At 66.5% G+C, this 21,313-nt stretch carries 10 protein-coding genes; 8 read left to right on the plus strand and 2 right to left on the minus strand.

Features of this window, described 5'->3' with window-relative positions; genetic code table 11:
• The first annotated feature begins 157 nt into the window (after positions 1–157).
• The 8 genes from R5H19_RS07575 (at position 158) to R5H19_RS07610 (ending at position 18,398) form a co-directional block, all read left to right on the plus strand.
• The gene (locus tag R5H19_RS07575; protein WP_318158383.1) at positions 158–3,325 is read left to right on the plus strand and encodes an efflux RND transporter permease subunit; all 3,168 of its coding nucleotides are present in this window, start codon (positions 158–160) and stop codon (positions 3,323–3,325) included.
• Positions 3,326–3,520: 195 nt separating this feature from the next.
• Entirely contained in the window at positions 3,521–6,694 is a 3,174-nt protein-coding gene (locus R5H19_RS07580; protein ID WP_318158384.1) for an efflux RND transporter permease subunit, read from the plus strand.
• Between the two features lie 206 nt (positions 6,695–6,900).
• Positions 6,901–12,807, plus strand: a complete 5,907-nt coding sequence (locus R5H19_RS07585; RefSeq protein WP_318158385.1) for a hypothetical protein — start codon at positions 6,901–6,903, stop codon at positions 12,805–12,807.
• Complete coding sequence (locus R5H19_RS07590) at positions 12,804–13,799, plus strand: RHS repeat-associated core domain-containing protein (RefSeq protein WP_318158386.1); 996 nt, start codon at positions 12,804–12,806, stop codon at positions 13,797–13,799. The genes R5H19_RS07585 and R5H19_RS07590 overlap by 4 nt, the downstream gene beginning before the upstream one ends.
• Positions 13,789–14,388, plus strand: coding sequence for a hypothetical protein (locus R5H19_RS07595; RefSeq protein WP_318158387.1), 600 nt, complete (start codon positions 13,789–13,791; stop codon positions 14,386–14,388). The genes R5H19_RS07590 and R5H19_RS07595 overlap by 11 nt, the downstream gene beginning before the upstream one ends.
• Before the next feature lie 468 nt (positions 14,389–14,856).
• Positions 14,857–16,236, plus strand: a complete 1,380-nt coding sequence (locus R5H19_RS07600; protein WP_318158388.1) for a pitrilysin family protein — start codon at positions 14,857–14,859, stop codon at positions 16,234–16,236.
• Positions 16,233–17,705 (plus strand): pitrilysin family protein, encoded by a 1,473-nt coding sequence (locus tag R5H19_RS07605; RefSeq protein ID WP_318158389.1) that lies wholly within the window; start codon positions 16,233–16,235, stop codon positions 17,703–17,705. Before R5H19_RS07600 ends, R5H19_RS07605 begins: the two co-directional genes overlap by 4 nt.
• A 168-nt stretch (positions 17,706–17,873) precedes the next feature.
• Positions 17,874–18,398: an acyloxyacyl hydrolase gene (locus R5H19_RS07610; protein ID WP_318158390.1), complete on the plus strand. Its 525-nt coding sequence runs from the start codon at positions 17,874–17,876 to the stop codon at positions 18,396–18,398.
• A 6-nt stretch (positions 18,399–18,404) separates the two neighbouring features.
• Here R5H19_RS07610 and R5H19_RS07615 read toward each other — a convergent pair whose 3' ends face one another.
• Both R5H19_RS07615 and R5H19_RS07620 read right to left on the minus strand, forming a co-directional pair.
• Entirely contained in the window at positions 18,405–19,931 is a 1,527-nt protein-coding gene (locus R5H19_RS07615; protein ID WP_318158391.1) for a DHA2 family efflux MFS transporter permease subunit, read from the minus strand.
• A gap of 166 nt (positions 19,932–20,097) precedes the next feature.
• Positions 20,098–21,309, minus strand: a complete 1,212-nt coding sequence (locus tag R5H19_RS07620; RefSeq protein WP_318158392.1) for an HlyD family efflux transporter periplasmic adaptor subunit — start codon at positions 21,307–21,309, stop codon at positions 20,098–20,100.
• Between the last annotated feature and the right edge of the window lie 4 nt (positions 21,310–21,313).

Raw genomic sequence — 21,313 nt, forward strand, 5'->3', positions numbered from 1 at the left:
CGGGGCGGTGCCTGCCGCGCGCCACCGCGGGGGAAGGACTTCAGGCACATACGCCGGAGCGCGCCAGCTGGCATAAAGCGGGAATGAGAGGAACTCTTGCCCGGCCCCGAAGCGCCGTTCCGGCCGCCCCGGCCTGCTGGCGCGCCCGGACGGCCGCTTGAACGTCTTCGCACCGCTGGTCCGCCGCCCGGTCGGCACCTCGCTGCTGGCGGTCGGCCTGATGCTGGGCGGCTTGTGGGCCTACCTGCTGCTCGGCGTGGCGGCGTTCCCGTCGATCGAGTTTCCCGGCGTGGCGGTGTTCGCGCAGATGCCCGGCGCCAGCGCGCAGACCATGTCCAGCACCGTGGTCGCGCCGCTGGAGCGGCACCTCGGGCGCATTCCCGGGGTGCGCATGATGGCCTCCAGCGCCAGCGAGGGCGGCGCGCAGATCCAGGTCATCTTCAACATGGACCGCAGCGCCGACAAGGCTGCGCGCGACGTGCAGGCGGCGATCAACGCGGCGGCGCCGGACCTGCCGCCCGGCATGCCCAGCCCGCCCGGCTACTTCAAGTTCGACACCTCGCAGATTCCGGTGCTGCTGGTCTCGCTGACTTCCGCCAGCCTGCCGCCGGACCGGCTGTACGACCTCACCGACACCTTGCTGAAGCCGGCGGTGGCGCAGATCCCCGGCGTGGCCCAGGTGCAGGTGGGCGGCGGTACGCCGCACGCGGTGCGCATCGTGCTGAATACCCGCGCGCTGGTGGGCATGGGTGTCACCGCCAACGACGTGGCCAATGCGCTGCGCGCCGCCAACGTCAGCTCGCCGCAGGGCATGCTCGGCAACGGCGTCACGCGCATGACGGTGAGCGCCAACGACGCGCTGCACACGGTGCAGGATTTCGCCGCGCTGGTGGTGGCCAGTCGCAATGGCGTGCCGGTGCGCCTGGCCGACGTGGCGACGATCAGCGGCGGCCAGGAAAACAAGTACGCCGCGGCGTGGTTCAACGGCCAGCGCGCGGTGGTGATGCAGATCAACAAGCGGCCGGAGGCGAACGCGGTAGCCACCGTGCAGGCGGTGCGCGCGCGCCTGCCGCAGCTGCGCGCCGTGCTGCCGGCCGACGCCACCATCACCCCGATCTTCGACTTCACGCCGACCACGCTGTCGGCGCTGCATGAGGTGCAGGTGGCGCTGCTGATGGGCATCGTGATGGTGGCGCTGGTGATGCTGCTGTTCCTGCGCCGGCTGCGGCCCACCGTGATCGCCATGTTCAGCGTGCCGCTGTCGCTGGCCGGTGCGTTCGTGGCGATGTGGATGCTCGGCTTCACCCTGAACATCTTCTCGCTGATCGCGCTGGTGCTGTGCGTGGGCTTCGTGGTGGACGACGCGATCGTGGTGATCGAGAACATCGTGCGCCACATGGAACGCGGCGAGCCGCCGCTGCAGGCGGCGCTGGCCGGCGTGCGCGAGATCGGCTTCACGGTGCTGTCGATCACGTTGTCGCTGATCGCGGTGTTCGGGCCGATGGTGTTCGGCAACAACATGTTCACCATGCTGATCCGCGAGTTCTCGGTGACCCTGATCGCCACCATCGTGATCTCCGCGCTGGTCTCGCTCACGCTGACCCCGGCGCTGTGCGGCGCCTGGCTGGTGCACGAGCCGGCGGGCACGCGCATGCCGGGCCGGCTGGAGCGCCTGGCCGAGCGCTTCGATCGCGGCATGCTGCGCAGCTACGAGCGCGCGCTGGATTGGGCCATGCGCCATCGCCGGCTCATGCGCTGGCAGCCGCTGATCCTGCTGGCGCTCACCATCGGCCTGGCGGTGGCGGTGGTGATGACCGCCGGCGGCGGCCTGATGCCGAAGGAGGATACCGGGTTGCTGCAGGCCAGCATCACCGCCGACGCCAACGTCTCGCCGCTGCTGCTGGCGCAGCGCACGCAGGAGGTGGCGGCGAGGATCAAGGCCGACCCCGCGGTGCGCGACGTCTCCGCCTTCCTCGGCGGCAACGATGGCGGCGGCGCGGTCGGCAACCAGGCCAGCCTGTTCGTCGACCTGAAGCCGCCGGGCGAGCGCCAGGTCAGCTCGCAGGCGGTGGTCGACCGGCTGGACAAGGTCTTCAAGAACGTGCCGGACCTGGACGTGTCGCTCTCGGTCAACCAGTTCATCGGCGGCGGTGGCGGGGGTTCGGGCGGCGGCAAGGGGCAGTATGCGTTCCAGCTCGACAGCGTGGACGGCGTGCCGCTGCAGCAGCCCACCCTGAAGCTGGCGCGGGTGATGCGCGGCATGCCGCAGTTCCGCAACGTCAGCACCAGCTTCGACAGCATCGGCAAGCAGCAGATGCTGCAGGTGGACCGCGACGCCGCGGCGCGGCTGCACGTGAGCCTGGCCCAGGTGGATACCGCGCTGGCCAACGCGTTCGCTCAGACCCCGGTCTCCACCATCTACTCGGACATCAACCAGTACCGCGTGGTGATTACCGCCGAGAGCGCCGAATCGCTGAGCCCGGCCACCCTGCTCGACACCTACGTGCGCAACGCGCAGGGCAAGATGATCCCGTTGTCCGCGCTGGCGCAGATCCGGCCGCACATCGCGCCGGTCGCCATCAACCACTTCGACCAGCTCGAATCGGCCACGATCAACTACAACCTGGCCAAGGGTATCAGCCAGGCCGAGGGCCTGAAGCTGGTCGAGCAGGCGATGTTCGCCGCGCAGCTGCCGCCCGGCGTGCAGAAGAAGTACAGCGGCGACAACAAGAACCTGGTCGACGCGATGAACAACGCGCTGATCATGCTGCTGGCGGTGATCCTGGTGATGTACGTGGTGCTGGGCATCCTGTACGAGAGCCTGATCCATCCGCTGACCATCCTTTCCACCCTGCCGGCCGCCGGCATGGGCGCGTTCCTGGCGATGCTGGTGACGCATACCCAGCTGACCCTGATGTCGGTGATCGCGGTGCTGATGCTGATCGGCATCGTGAAGAAGAACGCGATCCTGATGGTGGACTTCGCGCTGGTCGCCGAGCGCGACCACGGCATGCCGCCGCCGGCGGCGATCCGCGAGGCGGCGCTGGTGCGCTTCCGCCCGATCACCATGACCACCCTGGTGGCGATGGGTGCGGCGCTGCCGCTGGCGATCGGCTTCGGCTACGGCTCGGAGATGCGCCAGCCGCTGGGCATCGCCATCCTCGGCGGCCTGCTGGTGTCGCAGCTGCTGACCCTGCTGAGCACTCCGGCGATCTACCTGTGGCAGCACGACCACCGCGAGCGCAAGGCGGCGCGGCGGCAACTGCGCGCCGAGATCAGGCGCCAGCGCCTGCTGCAGCAGCAGATGCCGGCCCTGCCGAAATAACCCCCGGTTTCGCCGACCCCGTAGGAGCGCACCCTGTGCGCTCCTACAGAAAGGCCGATACCCCTGTCTTCCGGCAGGGTGTGGACTTCAGGCACATACGCCGGGGCGTGCCGAAAGGCATAAAGTGGGCATGCACGGACTGCCCGCCACTTCCCCGACCTCCCCACGCCCGCCGTGCGCGCGGGCGGAAGCACCATGAACATTTTCGCTCCGCTGATCCGCCGCCCGGTCGGCACCTCGCTGCTCGCGCTCGGCCTGATGCTGGCCGGGCTGTGGGCGTACCTGCTGCTCGGCGTGGCCGCGTTGCCGTCGCTGGATTTTCCCGGTGTCTACGTGGTGGCCAGCCAGCCCGGCGCCAGCGCGCAGACCATGGCGAACACCATCCTGGCGCCGCTGGAGCGGCACCTGGGCCGCATTCCCGGCGTCGACGAGATGTACGGCAACGCGAACGAGGGCTCCGCCTCGGTGATGGTGCGCTTCACCATGGACCGTACCGCCGACAGCGCCGCGCGCGACGTGCAGGCGGCGATCAACGCGGCCGCGGTCGACCTGCCCAGCGGCATGCCGTCGCCGCCGCAGTACTTCAAGTTCGACACCTCGCAGATCCCGATCCTGTTCCTCACCCTGACCTCGACCGGGTTGCCGCAGGACCAGCTGTTCGACCTCACCGATACCTTGCTCAAGCCGGCGGTGGCGCAGATCGACGGCGTGGCCCAGGTGCAGGTGTTCGGCGGCACCCCGCACGCGGTGCGGATCGAGCTGGATACCGCCGCGCTGGCGGCCAAGAACCTCACCGCGAACGATGTGGCCAACGCGCTGCGCGCGGCCAACGTCACCTCGCCGCAGGGCATCCTGAGCAACGGCCGCACGCAGATGACGGTGAGCGCCAGCGACGGCCTGCAGACGCCGGCCGAATTTGCCCGCCTGCTGATCTCGGTGAAGAACGGCACGCCGGTGCGCCTTTCCGACGTGGCCAAGGTCTATGGCGGCCAGCAGGATGAATACCAGGCGGCGTGGTTCAACGATGCGCGCGCGGTCGGCATGCAGATCAGCAAACGGCCGGAGGCGAACGCGGTGGCCACGGTGGAGGCGATCCGCGCCAAGCTGCCGCAGCTGCGCGCCTCGCTGCCGCAGAACGTGACGATGACGCCGGTGTTCGACCTCACCCAGACCACCAAGTCGGCGCTGCACGAGGTACAGGTGGCGCTGCTGATCTCGATCGTGATGGTGGTGCTGGTGATGCTGGTGTTCCTGCGCCGGCTGCGCCCGACCCTGATCGCCACCTTGAGCGTGCCGCTGTCGCTGGCCGGCGCGTTCGTGGTGATGTGGACGCTCGGCTACACGCTCAACACGCTGTCGCTGGTGGCACTCGTGCTGTGCATCGGCTTCGTGGTGGACGATGCGATCGTGGTGATCGAGAACATCGTGCGCCACATGGAGCGCGGCGAGCCGCCGATGCAGGCGGCGCTGACCGGCGTGCGCGAGATCGGCTTCACGGTGATCTCGATCACCTTGTCGCTGGTGGCGGTGTTCGCGCCGCTCTTGTTCGGCAACAACATGCTGGTGATGCTGCTGCGCGAGTTTTCGGTGACGCTGACCGCGGCGGTGGTGATCTCCGCGCTGGTCTCGCTGACGTTGACGCCGGCGCTGTGCGCCTACCTGCTGACCCACGAGCCGGAGCGCAGCAAGCCGCCGGGGCGGATCGAGCGGGCGGTGGAGAACTTCGACCGCAAGCTGCTGCACGTCTACGAGCGTTCGCTGGACTGGGCGATGCGCCATCGCCGGCTGATGCGCTGGCAGCCGCTGACCCTGCTGATCCTCACCGGTGTGCTCGGCTTCGCGGTGGCGAAGACCGCCGGCGGCACCTTCATGCCGGACGAGGACACCGGCCAGCTGCAGGTCGACATCCGCACCGACGCGAACATCTCGCCGGCCGAACTGACCGCGCGCACGCTGGCCGTGGCGAAGATCATGCAGGCCGATCCGGCCGTGCTCGACCAGCTGACCCTGCTCGGTCGCAATGGTGAGGGTGCGGTCGGCAACAATGCGCAGATGTTCGTCGACCTGAAGCCACGCGGCAGCGGGCCGGGCCAGCGCGACGAGGGCATCAAGCAGGTGGTCGAGCGGCTGTCCAAGCAGTACGACAAGCTGCCCGACGTGAAGGTCTCGGTCAGCGCCGCGCAGTTCCTCGGTGGCGGCGGCAGCGGCGACGGCGGTGGCCAGTACGAGTTCCAGCTGATCAGCACCAACGGCGGCGACCTGCAGCCGTGGGCGCTGAAGATGGTGCAGCAGCTGCGCACGATGAAGGAGTTCCGCGACGTCGGCAGCAACTTCGACCAGGTCGGCAAGCAGCAGCTGCTGCGCATCGACCGCGAGGCGGCCGCGCGCCTGCATGTGGGCATCGGCACCATCGACTCGGCGCTGTACAACGCGTTCGGCCAGCGCCAGGTCTCGCAGATCTACTCCGACATCAACCAGTATGCGGTGGTGCTCAGCACCGGCGCGGCCGAGCGGGTGAGCCCGGAATCGCTGCTGGACGTGCGCGTGCGCAACGAGCAGGGGCGGATGATCCCGCTGTCCGCGCTGGCGAAGATCGAGCCGAACATCAGCCCGCTGCGCGTGCGCCACCACAACCAGCTCGAGGCCGCCACCATCAGCTACAACCTGGCCAAGGACGTCACCCAGGACGTCGGCGTCAAGCTGGTCGAGCAGGCCGCCTACGCCGCGCGCCTGCCGGCCGGCATGCGGGTGGATTTCACCGGCGCCAACCAGCGCCTGAAGCAGGCCCAGTCCAACGGCATGGTGCTGCTGCTCGGCTCGATCCTGGCGATGTACATCGTGCTCGGCATTCTCTACGAAAGCCTCGGTCACCCGCTGACCATCCTCTCCACCCTGCCGGCCGCCGGCGCCGGCGCGTTCCTCGCCATGCTGGTGACGCAGACGCAGATCTCGCTGATGGCGATCATCGCGGTGCTGATGCTGATCGGCATCGTGAAGAAGAACGCGATCCTGATGGTGGACTTCGCCCTGGTCGCCGAACGCGAGCGCGGATTGCCCGCGCCCGAGGCGATCCGCGAGGCGGCGCTGGTGCGCTTCCGCCCGATCACCATGACCACCCTGGTGGCGATGGGCGCGGCGCTGCCGCTGGCGATCGGCTTCGGCATCGGCTCGGAAATGCGCCAGCCGCTCGGCATCGCCATCGTCGGCGGCCTGCTGGTGTCGCAGCTGCTCACCCTGCTGAGCACGCCGGCGATCTACCTGTGGAATCACGACCGCAAGATCCGCAAGGCGGCACGCAGGGAGCGCAAGGCGCGCAAGGCTGAGAAGAAGCGCTTGAAGGCGCTGGGCGAGGTGCAGACGGCGAGTTGAGCGGAGCGTGTTGCCGGGGCGATGTGCATGCATGTCTGTGTGCTTCAAGCATCCGCTCACTGGCTGGACAGGTCGGTAAAGTGGATTATCCAAAAGCGTGATGCTCATCCCATTGCATGCCGACCTTGGTGGTTAACATCGCAAGCATTTGCGGTTCAACCTTGCCCCCGTTACCCGAGCGCAATGCCGGGTACGAAGGGGAAAACATGAGGAATCGTTGGCAAGGGATCTGCCTGTGGGCAGTCGTACTGGTTTCGTCCGCGTCGTTGTGCCACGCGCAATCGACGGTTACGCCCGAAGACGAATACAAGAAGCTGATCCGCGTCAGCGAGGACATCCAGCCGCTGGGCGAGAACCCCTTCGGCGAGCAGGTGAGCCTGTACAACGGCAGCCTGTCGTTCGAGCAGACCGACGTCAGCCTGGCCGGCAACGGCCCTTTACTCCAGCTGACGCGTTCATATCACCTGAGGGAGGCGAAGGAGTCCGAATCGATCGACGGCGCCTTCTCCGACTGGGACATCGAGATTCCCCGCATCACCACGATGACGGCCAACCAGGCCAACGTCACCGGATGGCAGATCAACCAGTCCAACAGCAACGCGCGGTGCACGCTGTTCGGGCGGCCTCCAACGGTCGCTGCACAAGTGGGAGGGGCGGATTGGGAGCCGATGACCTGGTGGGCCGGCTACCAGCTCGTCGTACCCGGCAGCGGCAGCCAGGACCTGCTCAAGCGCACGGGCGAAAACACCCTTTCGCCGGATATGGGCGGAATGACATTTCCCATCGTCACCCGGCAGAACTGGATGATCCGTTGCGGCGTGCAGACGGACGACGGCGTCAGCGGCGAAGGTTTTACGGCTGTTGCGCCGGACGGCACCCAATACACGTTCAACCATCTCGTCTACCGCTGGGCTCCCAACATGAACCGGCCCTATGGCTCCGGGCCGATGAGCCTGCAGTCGTTCGGCGTGCAGCCGATGGCGGCATTGGATGATTTTCTGCGCCGCCGGCAGGCGTCGATGCTGGTCACCCGGGTCGAGGACCGCTTCGGCAACTTCCTCACCTACAGCTATGACGGGCCGAACCTCACCGCCATTACCGCCAGCGATGGCCGCGCGCTGAACCTCGCCTACGTGCCGGGTACGTCGCGCATCAGTACGGCTACCTTGCAATCCTCGAGCGGTCCGCGAACCTGGTCCTACCAGTACGGTACGGACATTTATCACGTACTGAACAAAGTCACGCTCCCCGACAACACGTCATGGTCCTTCGCCATGGCCGATTTCCTTGCCTCGGATATGGACCCGGCGGGCGGCACCTGCTCCACGGCGGCGCAGTTGTCCACGAACACCTGGACCGGCAGCATCACGCATCCCTCCGGTCTGGTGGGCAGTTTCCAGGTCAAGGGCGTGGTCCATGGACGATCGTATGTGCCCCGCTCATGCAACGGCACCGGTAACGACGCGCCGGGAAGTACGGCAGAGATTCCGCGGGTGTACTACCAGTTGACGCTGATGCAGAAGACCTTCAGCGGTGCGGGTGTCCCTGCCGAAACGTGGCGATACAGCTATTCGCCAGCCAACGAAAGCTGGTTGCAGGACTGTGCTGGCGGCTGCGTGTCCACCATCTGGACGGACGTGGTGAACCCGATGGGGCAGGCGACCCGCTACACCTTCAGCAATCGCTTCGACGCCACGGAGGGGCAGCTGCTTTCCACGGATTTCTACAGCGGTGCCGTAGGCACGACGCTGCTCCGCTCGGAAGACAACGACTACGCAGGGATTCCACTGGCCACCGAAGCGTGGCCATGGCCGTGGCCCGAACGCTATGGCAACGTCCTCCAATCCCGCATGAACCGGGCACAGGTCGAGCTGTTGGCACCGCAGACCCAGCGCACGATCACCCAGGATGGCGACAGCTACACATGGCAAGCGGAAGCCTTCAATGAGTTTGCCCAGGTGACGCAAGCCAAGCGCTCCAGTAGCGCCGGTCAGACGCTGAAGCGGGAGCAGACCACTTATCTCAACGATCTGCCGCACTGGGTGCTGAGCTTGCCGCTGCAGGTCACCAATATCACCAATGCGGCAAACCCGGAGATCGAGAGCACCAACACGTACGACCTGGGTGCGGTGACGCTCAAGGAGCGCTGGCGCTTCGGCCAGAAGCTGATGAGCTACACCTTCAACGGTACCGGGCAACTGGCCAGCTTCACCGACGGCAACACCAAGACCACCACGCTGGGCAACTACAAGCGCGGCATCCCGCAGGCGATCGGCTACCCGGACGGCACCAGCCAAGGCCTGGTGGTGGACGACTTCGGCCAGATCACGTCGATCACCGACCAGGCCGGCCGCACCACCGGCTACGGCTACGACGCGGTCGGCCGGGTCACCAGCATCACCTACCCGGCCGGCGACGAGGTGGCCTGGCTACCGAAGACCTTCGCCTACGACTTCGTCACCAGCGCGGAGCGGGGCGTGTCCGCCAACCACTGGCGGCGCACCACGACCACCGGCAGTGCGAAGGCGGTGACGTACTTCGATGCGCTGCTGCGCCCGGTCGTCAGCGACAGCGCCATCGGCAGTGCGGTGCAGGCGAGCACGCTGACCACCTACGACGCGAAGGGCCAGAAGACCTTCGTCTCATACCCCAGCGCCACCGCGCTGAACTTCACCGCGACCCCGGGTGCGGCCGGCATCAAGGGCAGCGCCAGCAACTACGACGCGCTGGGCCGGCTAATCCAGACCCGACAGGATTCCGAGCTGGGTACGTCGACCAGCAGCACCGCGTACCTGTCCGGGGCCCGGCAGCAGGTCACTGACCCCAAGGGCAACGTCACCACCAGCAGCTACCAGGTGTTCGACCAGCCGTCCTATGACGCAGTCATCAAGGTGCAGGCACCGGCGGGCATCACCCAGACGATCGTGCGCGACCTCTACGGCAACCCGCTGTCGATCACCCAGTCGGGCCTGTACGGGACGGAGAGCAACAGCGTCACCAAGACGCTGACCTACGACAGCTACCACCGCCTGTGCCGTACCACCGAGCCGGAAAGCGGCAGCACGGTGATGGCCTATGACGGCGCCAACAACCTGGCGTGGAGTGCCGACGGCCTGGCCATCACCGGCGCCGGCTGCGGCCAGGAGCAGGTGGCGGCGGGGGCGAAGACCACGCGCACGTACGATGCGATGAACCGGGTGAAGACGGTCCTGCCGCCGGCCGGCACGCAGAGCACCAGCTACGGCTACGACGCCGTGGGCCGGATGATCTCGGCCAGCTCCGGCATCAGCGCCTGGAGCGCCACCTACAACTTCCGCGGCCTGCTGACCGGCGAGAGCCTGCAGCTGACCGGCCAGAACGCCTGGGGCATCGGCTACGCGCACGACGCCTACGGCAGCGTGAGCCTGATCCACTATCCCGACGGCGAGAACGTCAGTTATGCCCCCGACGCGCTGGGGCGGGCCACCCAGGTCGGCAGTTACGCCACCGGCCTGACCTACTTCCCCGATGGCGAGGTGAAGGACTTCGTCTACGGCAACGGCGCGGTGTACGCGGCCGAAAAGAACACCCGCCAACTGGTGAGTAACTTCAGTTACGGCCAAGGCGCCACGCCGGTGGTCAGCGAGGACTACGCCTACGACGCCAACGGCAACATCACGACGGTGGCCGACCTGGCCAGCGGGCCGCGCAACAAGTCGTTTGGCTACGACGCGCTGAACCGGTTGACCAGCGCCAATGCCGCCGGCCTGTGGGGCACCCAGAGCTACACCTACGACGCGCTCAACAACCTGCGCACGCTGCAGACCGGCAGCCAGGTTTCCACCTACCACTACGACGCCAGCAACAAGCTCGCCAGCATCAGCAACGGCGCCACCACGCTGACCAGCTACCTCTACGACACCCGCGGCAACGTCACCGGCAAGAACACGACCACGCTGGTGTTCGACCAGAAGAACCAACTGACCCGGGTCACGGGCATCGGCGACTACGCCTACGACGCGGCCGGGCGGCGGGTGATGAAGACGCCGACCGGCGGCGGTGCGCCGACGTACTACTTCTACAACCAGGCCGGGCAGCTGATGTACCAGGTCGAGCCCGGCAAGGCCCGCACCACCAGCTTCGTTTACCTGGGCAGGAAACTGGTGGGCGACAACGAGACCCTGGTGCTGGTCGCGCCGGGGGCGGTGAGCTTCGACGCCAACCCCAACAACGGCAGCTACACGGTGAGCTGGGGCGCGGTGCCGGGAGCGACCAGCTATCTGCTGCAGGAGAGCGCCAACGGCGGCGCATGGACCACCGTCTACAGCGGCAGCGCGGCCAGCAAGGCGCTGAGCGGCAAGGCCGGCGGCAGCTACGTCTATCGCGCCGAGGGCTGCGTGGGCGCCACCTGTGGTGCCTTCACCAGCTCGGCCACGCTGGGCGTGACTCCGACACTACCCGTCGTGACGGTGCCCAGCGGCACCATCAACGGCACCTACACGGTGAGCTGGACGGCACCGGCCAGCGCCACCGGCTACGACGTGCAGGAGCGGGTGAACGGCGGGGCCTGGACCACGATCGCCAGCAACACCGCGGCGACTTCCATCAGCCGCCCGGGCACCAGCAGCGGCAGCTACACCTACCAGGTCTCGGCCAGGAACGCCTACGGCAACCGCGGCTGGGCCGCGTCCGCGGCGGTGACCGTGGACACGACCTACGGGGTGGTGCCGACGGCGCCGGCCAGCCTGAGCGTGCCTGCCAGCAGCAGCACCGGCAGCGCCACGCTGAGCTGGAGCGCGGCGAGCCTGGCGACGAGCTACACGCTGCAGCAGAGCGGCAACGGTGGGGTCAGCTGGAGCACGGCCTATACCGGCAGCGGTACCAGCGCGGCTCTCGCCGGACTGGCCGACGGCAGCTACGTCTACCAGGTGCAGGCCTGCAACACCTACGGCTGCAGCGCGTGGAAAGCTGGAAGCACCACGCTGGTGGTGACCCACCCGCCGACGACGGCGCCGACGATAAGTGCGCCGGCCAGCAGCGCCAGCGGCAGCTATACGGTGAGCTGGAGCGGCATCGCCGGACCGGTGAGCTACACCTTGCAGGAACAGGTCAATGGCGGCGCCTGGACCACGGTGCAGACCAATGCCTTGACCAGCTGGAGTACCAGTAGCCGGGGCAACGGCAGCTACGGTTACCGGGTGCAGGCGTGCAACGCCGGCGGCTGCGGTCCCTGGAGCAGCACCGGGACCACCACGGTGCTGCTGCCGCCGGCGGCGCCGGTCAGCATCACCGTGCCGGCCACCAGTAGCGGCAGCATCGCGGTGAGCTGGGCAGCCAGCGCCACGGCGACCAGCTACACGCTGCAGCAGCGCCTGGGCACGGGCAGCTGGGGCACCGTCTACACCGGCGCGGCGACCAGCAGCACGCGCACGGTGACGGCCAGCGGCAGCTACACCTACCAGGTGCAGGCGTGCAACACGGGCGGTTGCAGCGCGTACAAGGTCAGCAGCGCGGTAACGGTGACGATCCCGCCGGCGACGGCGCCCGCCCTCAGCATGCCGGCCACCAACAACACCGGCAGCTACACGGTGAACTGGGGCGGCGTGAGCGGCGCGACCAGCTACACGCTGCAGGAGCAGGTGAACGGCGGGGCCTGGGCGACGGTGCAGGCCAGCGGTGCCATGAGCTGGAATGCCAGCGGCAAGGGTAGCGGCACGTACGGTTATCAGGTGCAGGCGTGCAACGTCGGCGGCTGTGGGCCGTGGAGCAGTACCGGCAGCATCACGGTCACGGTGATCCCGGCCACACCGGGCACGCCCAGTACGAGCGTCAGCGGTCCGTCCTACAAGCCGGTGGTAAGCGTGAGCTGGGGAGCGGTGAGCGGCGCCACGAGCTATCAACTGGAAGAGACGCATCCGCAGGATGGCGTGGACATCGTCTACAACGGCTCGGCCACTTCGTGGAGCCAATTGATCTTTGCCACGGGGACGGTGCAGTTCCGGGTGAAGGCGTGCAACAGCGCGGGCTGCTCGGCGTTCAGCGGGTACAAGGGCGTCACGCTGAACTCGGGGCTGGACCTGCCGCTGGCCGAGCCGGTGGATACCGCCACGGAAGAGCAGGAGGCGACACCATGATCCGGCACATGCAATGGCTGGCGCTGTTGGCCCTGTTGCTGGTGACCTCGCTGGCGCAGGCGGGCACGAAGCACTATTACTACACCGACCCGCAAGGTACGCCGCTGGCGAAGGCGGACGCGCAGGGCAACGTCGTGGCGCGCTACGAGTACACGCCGTACGGGGTGCCGGTGACGAGCGTAGGGGCGCCGCCGGACGGGGTGGGGTATACGGGGCATGTGAACGACTCGGAGAGCGGGTTCGTGTACATGCAGGCGCGGTATTACGATGCGGAGGTGGGAAGGTTTTTGAGTGTGGATCCAATGAGACCCACGCCAGGAGATGGTTTTAGTTTTAATCGCTATGTGTATGCAAGCAATAACTCGATTAATATAATCGATCCTAATGGCATGGATGGTATTCCCTTCGGGAATTGTTCAAAAAACCCGAACTGTTCGGTGGAATATAGTAGCAGAGGTGGCGGGGATGGCACGCAGAAAATGATAGGGCAGGACTCGTTCACGAGCATTGCTGTGTTGGGTCAAAAGGTGGGAATTCAGTATAGCAATGAGATTACTTTGCCCGATCGAGCGACAGCCAGCGACGCGCTTGTAGCTGCAGCAACACTTATAAATCAAAAAACTTCATCCTTGACAGTGAATGAAATAAATTCGATAAAGCAGATCACTAATGTACTTGTCACAGGATCAAAGGCAAAACTTGGTGCCTATGGAATGCACACAATGGCCTTGTCAATAGGTTACATAAAGGCTGTTTCTGCAGCGTGGCTGGCGTCACTATTTGGCCATGAAGGGCAGCATCATCTGAATGGAGAGCGGTACTCTGGATCGAGTGCCTGGAGAGATGAATATACTGCGAGGCTAACTCAACTCGGAATTGGTAGAAAAGTCGGCTTTACTCGGGCCGAGACTAAGTACCTGGAAAGTCAAACTGATCCCATAAGCAATGAAAAAGCTATGCAAATGCACATGGAGAGGGGCTATGAGTACTGAAATTCACTACAGTTATCGAGGCACAAAGCTATTTTTTGCTTCACTTCTCCAGCTTATTTTATTTATGTCACCTGCGTTTGCTAAAGATAATAGTTGCCTGCAACGGCCGACTGAGTCTTTTGCTCAAAGACATAGTCAGGCCTTTATCGCCACAAATCAGGTGAAATATAGCATGAGTCAATCTATTACTTTATACGCAGGTATAAGAAACAATAATAGTGATGATCCTATTTATGTATATAAGGAGATGGCATGGGGATTTGGCGGCGGGCTAGTTTTGCATATTTGGGATGCTCAGCACAGAGTAGTAAATCCCAGATTTCGTGATGATACGATGCTACCACCATCGAGTGGTTTAGATAATAAGAGTATGTTCATTGAGTTGAGGGCTGATGAGATTTATGGCGTGAGTCGAACACTGTCGTTGGGTGATTTAGTAAGATCCTCTGGACGGTATTCTATTCAGGTGGAATACCGAAGTCCGTTGGCCTGTTCATTTGTTGATGCCTCGATCAGGGAATTGCCTGCTCTATGGCATGAGGACAAAAGTATGTTTTCTAACATAATTGTAATCGAGGTTGGGCCTTAATTTAAGGTGGGTTGAGAGGCGGAAGCCAAACCCTCTGTTGTAAATTAAAGGGGACAATTAAAGGGACAATTAAATGGGACGGAGGTAATTAAATCACGCTCGTTGATTTTGGCCGCCCGCGTGGGCGGCAGGCAACGGGCCGTCCCAGCGTCTTTTCGACCATACGCTGAAACCGCTCGTCACCCAGTGCACGCTCCTGATTCACGTGTTGCCGGATGCGCGCAAGATCATCGTCGGTCATGCCTTCCCGCAACCATGTTCGATAGATCGCGTGGCGTTCGTCGGGAGTGGAGGCCAGCGCTAGGGATGCGGCGTGATCAGTGGATGGCGAATTCGATTCTGAAGTGCCGCCCATGTGTGCGATGCGCGCCGCTGCCGGAAGACCCTGCAGCCAACCGATAGGCTCTCCGGCTGTACACCCTCCGCGGACTTGCTAAGGTTGAGCCCTTTCCGACGAAGGGACCGCCCATGCATTTGCGCCCGGCTGCCTTGCTCGCTTCATTCGCCTTGTGGGCCACGCTGGCCTCGCCGCCCTTGACCGCGGCCGAACTGGCCATTCCGCCGATCCAGTACCAGCAGCGGACCTTGCCGAACGGCCTGCAGGTGCTCAGCGTGGAGGATCACGCCAGCCCGAACGTGGCGGTGCAGGTGTGGTACCACGTCGGTTCGAAGGACGACCCGCAGGGGCGCTCGGGCTTCGCGCACCTGTTCGAGCATCTGATGTTCAAGAGCACGAAGCACATGCACGCCGAGCAGTTCGACCGGCTGACCGAGGACGTCGGCGGCGCCAACAACGCCTCCACCGGCGACGACGTCACCAACTACTTCGAGGTGGTGCCGAGCAACCACCTGCAGACCCTGCTGTGGGCCGAGGCCGAGCGGCTGTCCAACCTCAACGTGGACGAGGCGAACTTCAAGTCCGAGCGCGCGGTGGTGCAGGAGGAGTACCGCCAGAGCGTGCTGGCCAACCCCTACGGCAAGCTGTTCAACGCGATCGACCCGCACTCGTACACGGTGCACCCGTACAAGCGCCCGACTATCGGCAGCATCGAGGACCTCGACGCGGCCACGCTGCCGGACGTGATCGCGTTCCACAAAACGTTCTACCGGCCGGACAACGCCACCCTGATCGTCGCCGGCGACTTCGACCCGAAGCAGCTCGACGCCTGGGTCGACCAGTATTTCGGCTGGATCCCGAAACCGGCTACGCCGATCCCGCAGGTCACCGCGCAGGAACCGAAGCGCAGGAAGAACCTGCGCTACACCGTCACCAGCGAGACCGCGCCGCTGCCGGCGGTGGCGATCACCTGGCTGATCCCGCCGGCGGCCGACACGGCCGACCGCATCCCGCTGCAGGTCGCCGCCGCGCTGCTGTCGCAGGGCGATTCTTCGCGGCTGTACCAGTCACTGGTGTATCGCCACCAGGTCGCCCAGCAGGTCGGCGCCGATGCCGACGGCCGGATCGGCCCGGGCCTGTTCACCGCCTACGCGATCCTCGCCAGCGGCCACCGGCCGGCCGAAGCGGAGAAGCTGCTGCACGAGGAAATCATCTGGCTGGCCACCCAGCCGATCCCCGCGGCCGAGCTGGACAAGGTGAAGACCCAGCTGCTGACCGCCGAACTGAAGCAGCGCCAGACCGCGCAAGGCCTGGCCTTCGCGCTGGGCCAGGCGGCGCTGATCGACGGCGGCGCGGAACACGTCAACACCGACCTGGCCGCGTTGCAGAAAGTCACCGAACAGGACGTGCACCGGGTGCTGCAGAAATACGTGACCGGCGCCCGCAGCGTCACCATCGACTACCTGCCGCAGGCCCCCAAGGCCGCGAAGGCTCCGGGAGCAGCGAAATGAACCGCCGCAAGAACGCCTGCCGTTTGGCCGTCTTTACGGCCGCCATGATCGTCGCCAACGCTGCGCTGGCCGCCGACTTTCCCGCCACGCCGCCCGTGCCGGGCCCCGCGCCGCAACTGAGCGTGCCGACGCCGACCGTGCAGACCCTGGCCAACGGCCTGCAGGTGGTCAGCGTGCGTCGCGCCGGCCTGCCGTTGGTCACCGCGCAGTTGATCGTGCGCAGCGGCGGCGAGATGGACCCGCCGCCGCTGGCCGGCCTGGCCGACCTCACCGCGAACCTGCTGAGCAAGGGCGCGGCCGGCAAGAGCGCGCCGCAGATCGCCGCCGCCGCCGAGGCGCTGGGCGGCTCGCTGGATGCCGCCGCCGGCTGGGACGAAAGCGCGGTCGGCATCACCGTGACCACGCCGAAGCTGCCGCAGGCGCTGGACCTGCTGGCCGAGGTGGTGCGCCGACCCGATTTCAGCGCCGAGGAATTGAAGCGGGCGCAGGCGCAGGCGATCGACGACCTGCGCCTGCTGCTGAGCCGGCCCACCGCGCTGGCCTCGCTGGCGGCCAGCCGCGGCGTGTTCGGCAACGGTGCGTATGGCCATTCGCGCGGCGGCACGCCGGCCTCGCTGGCGCGGATCGGCCGTGCCGACGTGCAGCGGCTGCATGCCGCGCTGTACCGGCCGGACAACGCGATCCTGGTGTTGGCTGGCGACATCGCCCCGGCGCAGGCGCAGCAACTGGCGCAGGCCAGCTTCGGCGACTGGGCCAGGCCGGCCACGCCGCTGCCGGCGCGGCCGGTAGGCAAGGCGGCCAGCCACGTGCCGGCGGTGCTGCTGATCGATCAGCGTGGCGCCGGCCAGGCCGGCGTGGTCGCGGCGCATGCGGCGCCGCCGCGCAGCGATGGCGACTACTACGTGGGCACGGTGGCCAACGCGGTGCTCGGCGGTTCGTACTCGGCGCGGCTGAACGAGGAGATCCGCATCAAGCGCGGCCTGTCCTACGGTGCCAACAGCCGGCTGCAGCCATTGCGCGATGCCGGCCTGTGGCTGGCCTCGGCGCAGACCAAGAACCCGTCCGCGGCGCAGGTGGTCGAGCTGATGCTGGGCGAGTTCAAGCGCCTCGGCGGCAGCCGCGTCGGCGACGACGAACTGGCCGCGCGCAAGGCCACCCTGATCGGCGGCTACGGCCGCAGCCTGGAGACCACCGCGGGGCTGGCCGAACAGGTCGGCGAACTGGCCGTCTACGGCGTGCCGCTGGACGAGATCGGTCGCTACGTCGCCAAGGTGCAGGCGGTGACGCCGAAGCAGATCGAGAAGTACGCGGACAAGCACCTGGCGGCCGGTGCCGCTACGGTGGTGGTGGTCGGCGACGCCGCGCAGTTCGCCGCGGACGTCCGCAAGGCGCATCCGCAGGCCGCGCTGCTGGAATCGACCGCGCTGGACCTGGACAGCCCGACCCTGCAGCCGGTGGTTGGCAAGTAGTTTTTCTCCAACGCGGGTGGCACCCGAACCCCGGCCATCGTGCCGGGGTTTTTACATGGTGCGGGCAACAATCCGTTGCCGAAATCGCACCAAAGGAAAGCTGCGCCGGGCGCCGGCCATTTGTAGACTATGCGGTACATAAAAAGAAACCTGCCGCGAGGTTGCCCCATGTCCCTTCGTCCCCTCATCCGCAGCGCGCTCGCGTTCGCCCTGGTCACCGCCGCGCTGCCAGCGACGGCCGCCCGCTTCGAGCTGCAGGCCGGCCGCAGCTATTCGAACAGCCACGGCGCGAACACCGCCTTCATCGAGGCCGTGTTCGACGAGCACCGCATCGGCCATACCCGTTTCAGCTGGTCGCCGGATGTCTCGCTGGGCTGGATCGACGGCCGCGACCTGGCCCGCTACCGCGGCGACCGCTACGACACCCGCGACCAGGCGTGGTTGCTGGCCGGCGGTGTGCGGTTTCACTACGGCGACGCCGGCGACTGGTACCGGCCGCTGTTCTTCAGCTTCCAGCCGGCGTTGAACACCGGCCGCACGCAGGCACTGAGCAGCGCCTACGAATTCGTCAGCACGCTGGGTTGGCAAGGCCGGCACGTCAGCTTCCAGATCCGCCACGTCTCCAACGGCCGCCTGCACAAGCCCAACCGCGGCGAGACGATGGCACTGATCGGCGTCGGCTTCGATCTCTGAGCGGACTCAGTGCCCGCCGGAAACGCTGCGCGCCTTCGGCGTGAACGGCGGCTTGGCCAGCCAGATCACCAGCACCAGCGCCAGGAAGATCCAGCCCAGTGCGTGGAACACCTCGTTGAACGAGATCTGGTAGGCCTGCTGGGTGATGATGTCGTTGAGCACGCCGGCGGCGGCTTGCTGGTTGCCCTGGCCGATCTGCTGCATCGCGGCCTGCGTGGTCGGGCTGTAGGCGGTGATGTGCTCGGTCAGCTGCTCGTGGTGGGTCACCGCGCGGCGCTCCCACAGCAAGGTGGTGATCGAGGCGGAAAAGCTGCCGCCCAGCGTGCGCAGGAAGGTGGCCAGGCCGGAGCCGGAGGCGATCTCGTTCTGCTGCAGGTCCGACAGCAAAATGGTCAGCACCGGCATGAAGAACAGCGCCACGCCCAGGCCCTGCCACAGCTGCACCATTGCCACGTGGTAGAAGTCGATGCCGATGAAGAAGTCCGCGCGCATGAAGCAGGTCAGACCCATCACCACGAACGCCGCCGCGGCCAGCAGGCGCAGGTCCATGCGTGGCCCGTACTTGCCCACCACGAAGGTCAGCAGCACCGGGATGACGCCCAGCGGCGCGCTGGCGTAGCCGGCCCAGATCGCGGTGTAGCCGAGATTGCGCTGCAGCCACAGCGGCACCATCAGCGCGATCGCGAAGAACGCCGCGTAGCCGAGGATCAGCGCGATCGTGCCGACGGTGAAATTGCGGTGGCGGAACAGCTTGAGATCGACGATCGGGTCCTTGTCGGTCAGCTCCCAGATCAGGAACACCGCGATGCCGACCGCCGAGACGATGCTGGTGACGATGATGAAGCTGGAGTTGAACCAGTCCTCGTCGTTGCCCTTGTCCAGCACGATCTGCAGCGCGCCCACGCCGATGATCAGGCTGACCAGGCCGACGTAGTCGACCTTCGGCCGCTCGGTCTGCTCCACCTTCGCGCGCAGCTGATTGGCCACCACCATGCTGGCGAAGATGCCGATCGGCACATTGATGAAGAAGATCCACGGCCACGAATAGTTGTCGGTGATCCAGCCGCCGAGGATCGGCCCGGCGATCGGCGCCACCACCGTCACCATCGCCAGCAGCGCCAGCGCCATGCCGCGCTTGGCCGGCGGGTAGATGCCGATCAGCAGGCTCTGCGTGATCGGGTACATCGGTCCGGCCACCGCGCCCTGCAGCGCGCGGAACAGGATCAGCATGCCCATGCTTTGCGACACGCCGCACAGGAACGAGGTCAGCGCGAACAGCAGCGTGCAGGCGGTGAACAGCCGCACCTCGCCGAAGCGGCGGCTGAGGAAACCGGTCAGCGGCAGCGCGATGGCCATGCTCACCGCGAACGAGGTGATCACCCAGGTGCTCTGGTTGCTGCTGACGCCGAGGTTGCCGGCGATGGTCGGCAGCGACACGTTGGCTATGGTGGTGTCCAGCACCTGCATGAACGTGGCCAGCGACAGGCCGATCGTGCTCAGGGCCAGGTTGGGCGGGCGGAATTCGGTGGTCATCGGTGCCGGTCGGAGGTGGGAGGCTTTGCTCCTCCCCCTGCAAGGCAGGGGGGGGTCGGGAGGGGGTCGCTCTTGGCGCGAGGATCAGAAGATCAAGAGCACCCCAACCCTCCCCTGCGACCGAAGGGAGTCCCTTGCGGGCGAGCAGGGGAGGGAGCCACGGGCGTTACTTGGTGCGGGCCATGTTGGCGTGGACGATCTGCGCGATCGTCGCGTCGGCCTTGGCCAGCTGCCGCTGGTAGACGTCGGTGCTGAAGGCGGGCCGGGTCGGCGACTGCTGCGAGAGCATCGGGCCGCTGCGGTCGTGCAGGCCCACCTCCACGTCCAGCGACATGCCGATGCGCAGCGGGTGCTTGTCCAGTTGTGACGGGTCGTCGAACACGATGCGCACCGGGATGCGCTGCACGATCTTGATCCAGTTGCCGGTGGCGTTCTGCGCCGGCAGCAGCGAGAACGCGCTGCCGGTGCCGACGCCCAGGCTCTGCACCTTGCCCTTGTACGCCACCTTGCTGCCGTACACGTCGGATTCGATCGTCACCGGCTGGCCGATGCGCATGTCGGTGAGCTGGGTCTCCTTGAAGTTCGCGTCCACCCACACGCCGCGCAGCGGCACCACCGCCATCAGCGCGCTGCCCGGCTGCACGCGCTGGCCGACCTGCACCGAGCGCTTGGCCACGTAGCCGTCCACCGGCGCGACCAGGGTGGCGCGCTCGTCGTCGAGGAAGGCGGCGCGCAGGCGCGCGGCGGCGGCCTGCACGTCGGGGTGCGAGGCGACCACGGTGTCGTCCACCAGCACCTTGCTGGTCTGGTACTGCTGCTGCGCCGCGATCAGCGCGCTCTCGGCGCTGGTCAACGCGTCGCTGGCGTGCGCCAGTTCCTCGGCCGAGATCGCGCCGGACTTGGCCAGCGCCACGCGCCGCTGGTAGTCGGCGCGCGCCTTGTCCACCGCGGTCTGGCGCGCGGCCACGTCGGCCTGCGCGCCATTCACGCTGGAGTACAGGCCGCGCACCTTGCGCACGGTGGCGGCGAGGTTGGCCTTCGCCTCGGCCAGCGCCACGTTGGCGTCGCTGGGGTCGAGCTGCACCAGCACGTCGCCGGCGTGCACCAGGTCGCCGTCGTCGGCGCCGATGCTGACCACGGTGCCGGGCACCTGCGGGGTGATCTGCACCACATTGCCGTTGACGTAGGCGTCGTCGGTGCCCTCGTACCAGCGGCCATCGAGGAAATACCACAGCGACCAGCCGACGGCGGCCAGCAGCATCACGCCGCCGAGCAGGCGCAGCAGCAGGCCGCGCGGGTTCTTCTTCGGCGGCGGTACGGCGCCCGGTGCGCCTGCGGCCGCGGTGCCGCTGGAATCAGGAGTGGTCTGGCTGGACATGGGG

The sequence above is a fragment of the Rhodanobacter sp. KK11 genome (assembly GCF_033345435.1).
GTDB lineage: Bacteria > Pseudomonadota > Gammaproteobacteria > Xanthomonadales > Rhodanobacteraceae > Rhodanobacter.

Bases quoted from the DNA above. Each gene is read 5' to 3' on its own strand.
- R5H19_RS07580 (WP_318158384.1), top strand. From the start codon at position 3,521: ATGAACATTTTCGCTCCGCTGATCCGCCGCCCGGTCGGCACCTCGCTG.
- R5H19_RS07585 (WP_318158385.1), top strand. From the start codon at position 6,901: ATGAGGAATCGTTGGCAAGGGATCTGCCTGTGGGCAGTCGTACTGGTT.
- R5H19_RS07590 (WP_318158386.1), top strand. From the start codon at position 12,804: ATGATCCGGCACATGCAATGGCTGGCGCTGTTGGCCCTGTTGCTGGTG.
- R5H19_RS07595 (WP_318158387.1), top strand. From the start codon at position 13,789: ATGAGTACTGAAATTCACTACAGTTATCGAGGCACAAAGCTATTTTTT.
- R5H19_RS07600 (WP_318158388.1), top strand. From the start codon at position 14,857: ATGCATTTGCGCCCGGCTGCCTTGCTCGCTTCATTCGCCTTGTGGGCC.
- R5H19_RS07605 (WP_318158389.1), top strand. From the start codon at position 16,233: ATGAACCGCCGCAAGAACGCCTGCCGTTTGGCCGTCTTTACGGCCGCC.
- R5H19_RS07610 (WP_318158390.1), top strand. From the start codon at position 17,874: ATGTCCCTTCGTCCCCTCATCCGCAGCGCGCTCGCGTTCGCCCTGGTC.
- R5H19_RS07615 (WP_318158391.1), bottom strand. From the start codon at position 19,931: ATGACCACCGAATTCCGCCCGCCCAACCTGGCCCTGAGCACGATCGGC.
- R5H19_RS07620 (WP_318158392.1), bottom strand. From the start codon at position 21,309: ATGTCCAGCCAGACCACTCCTGATTCCAGCGGCACCGCGGCCGCAGGC.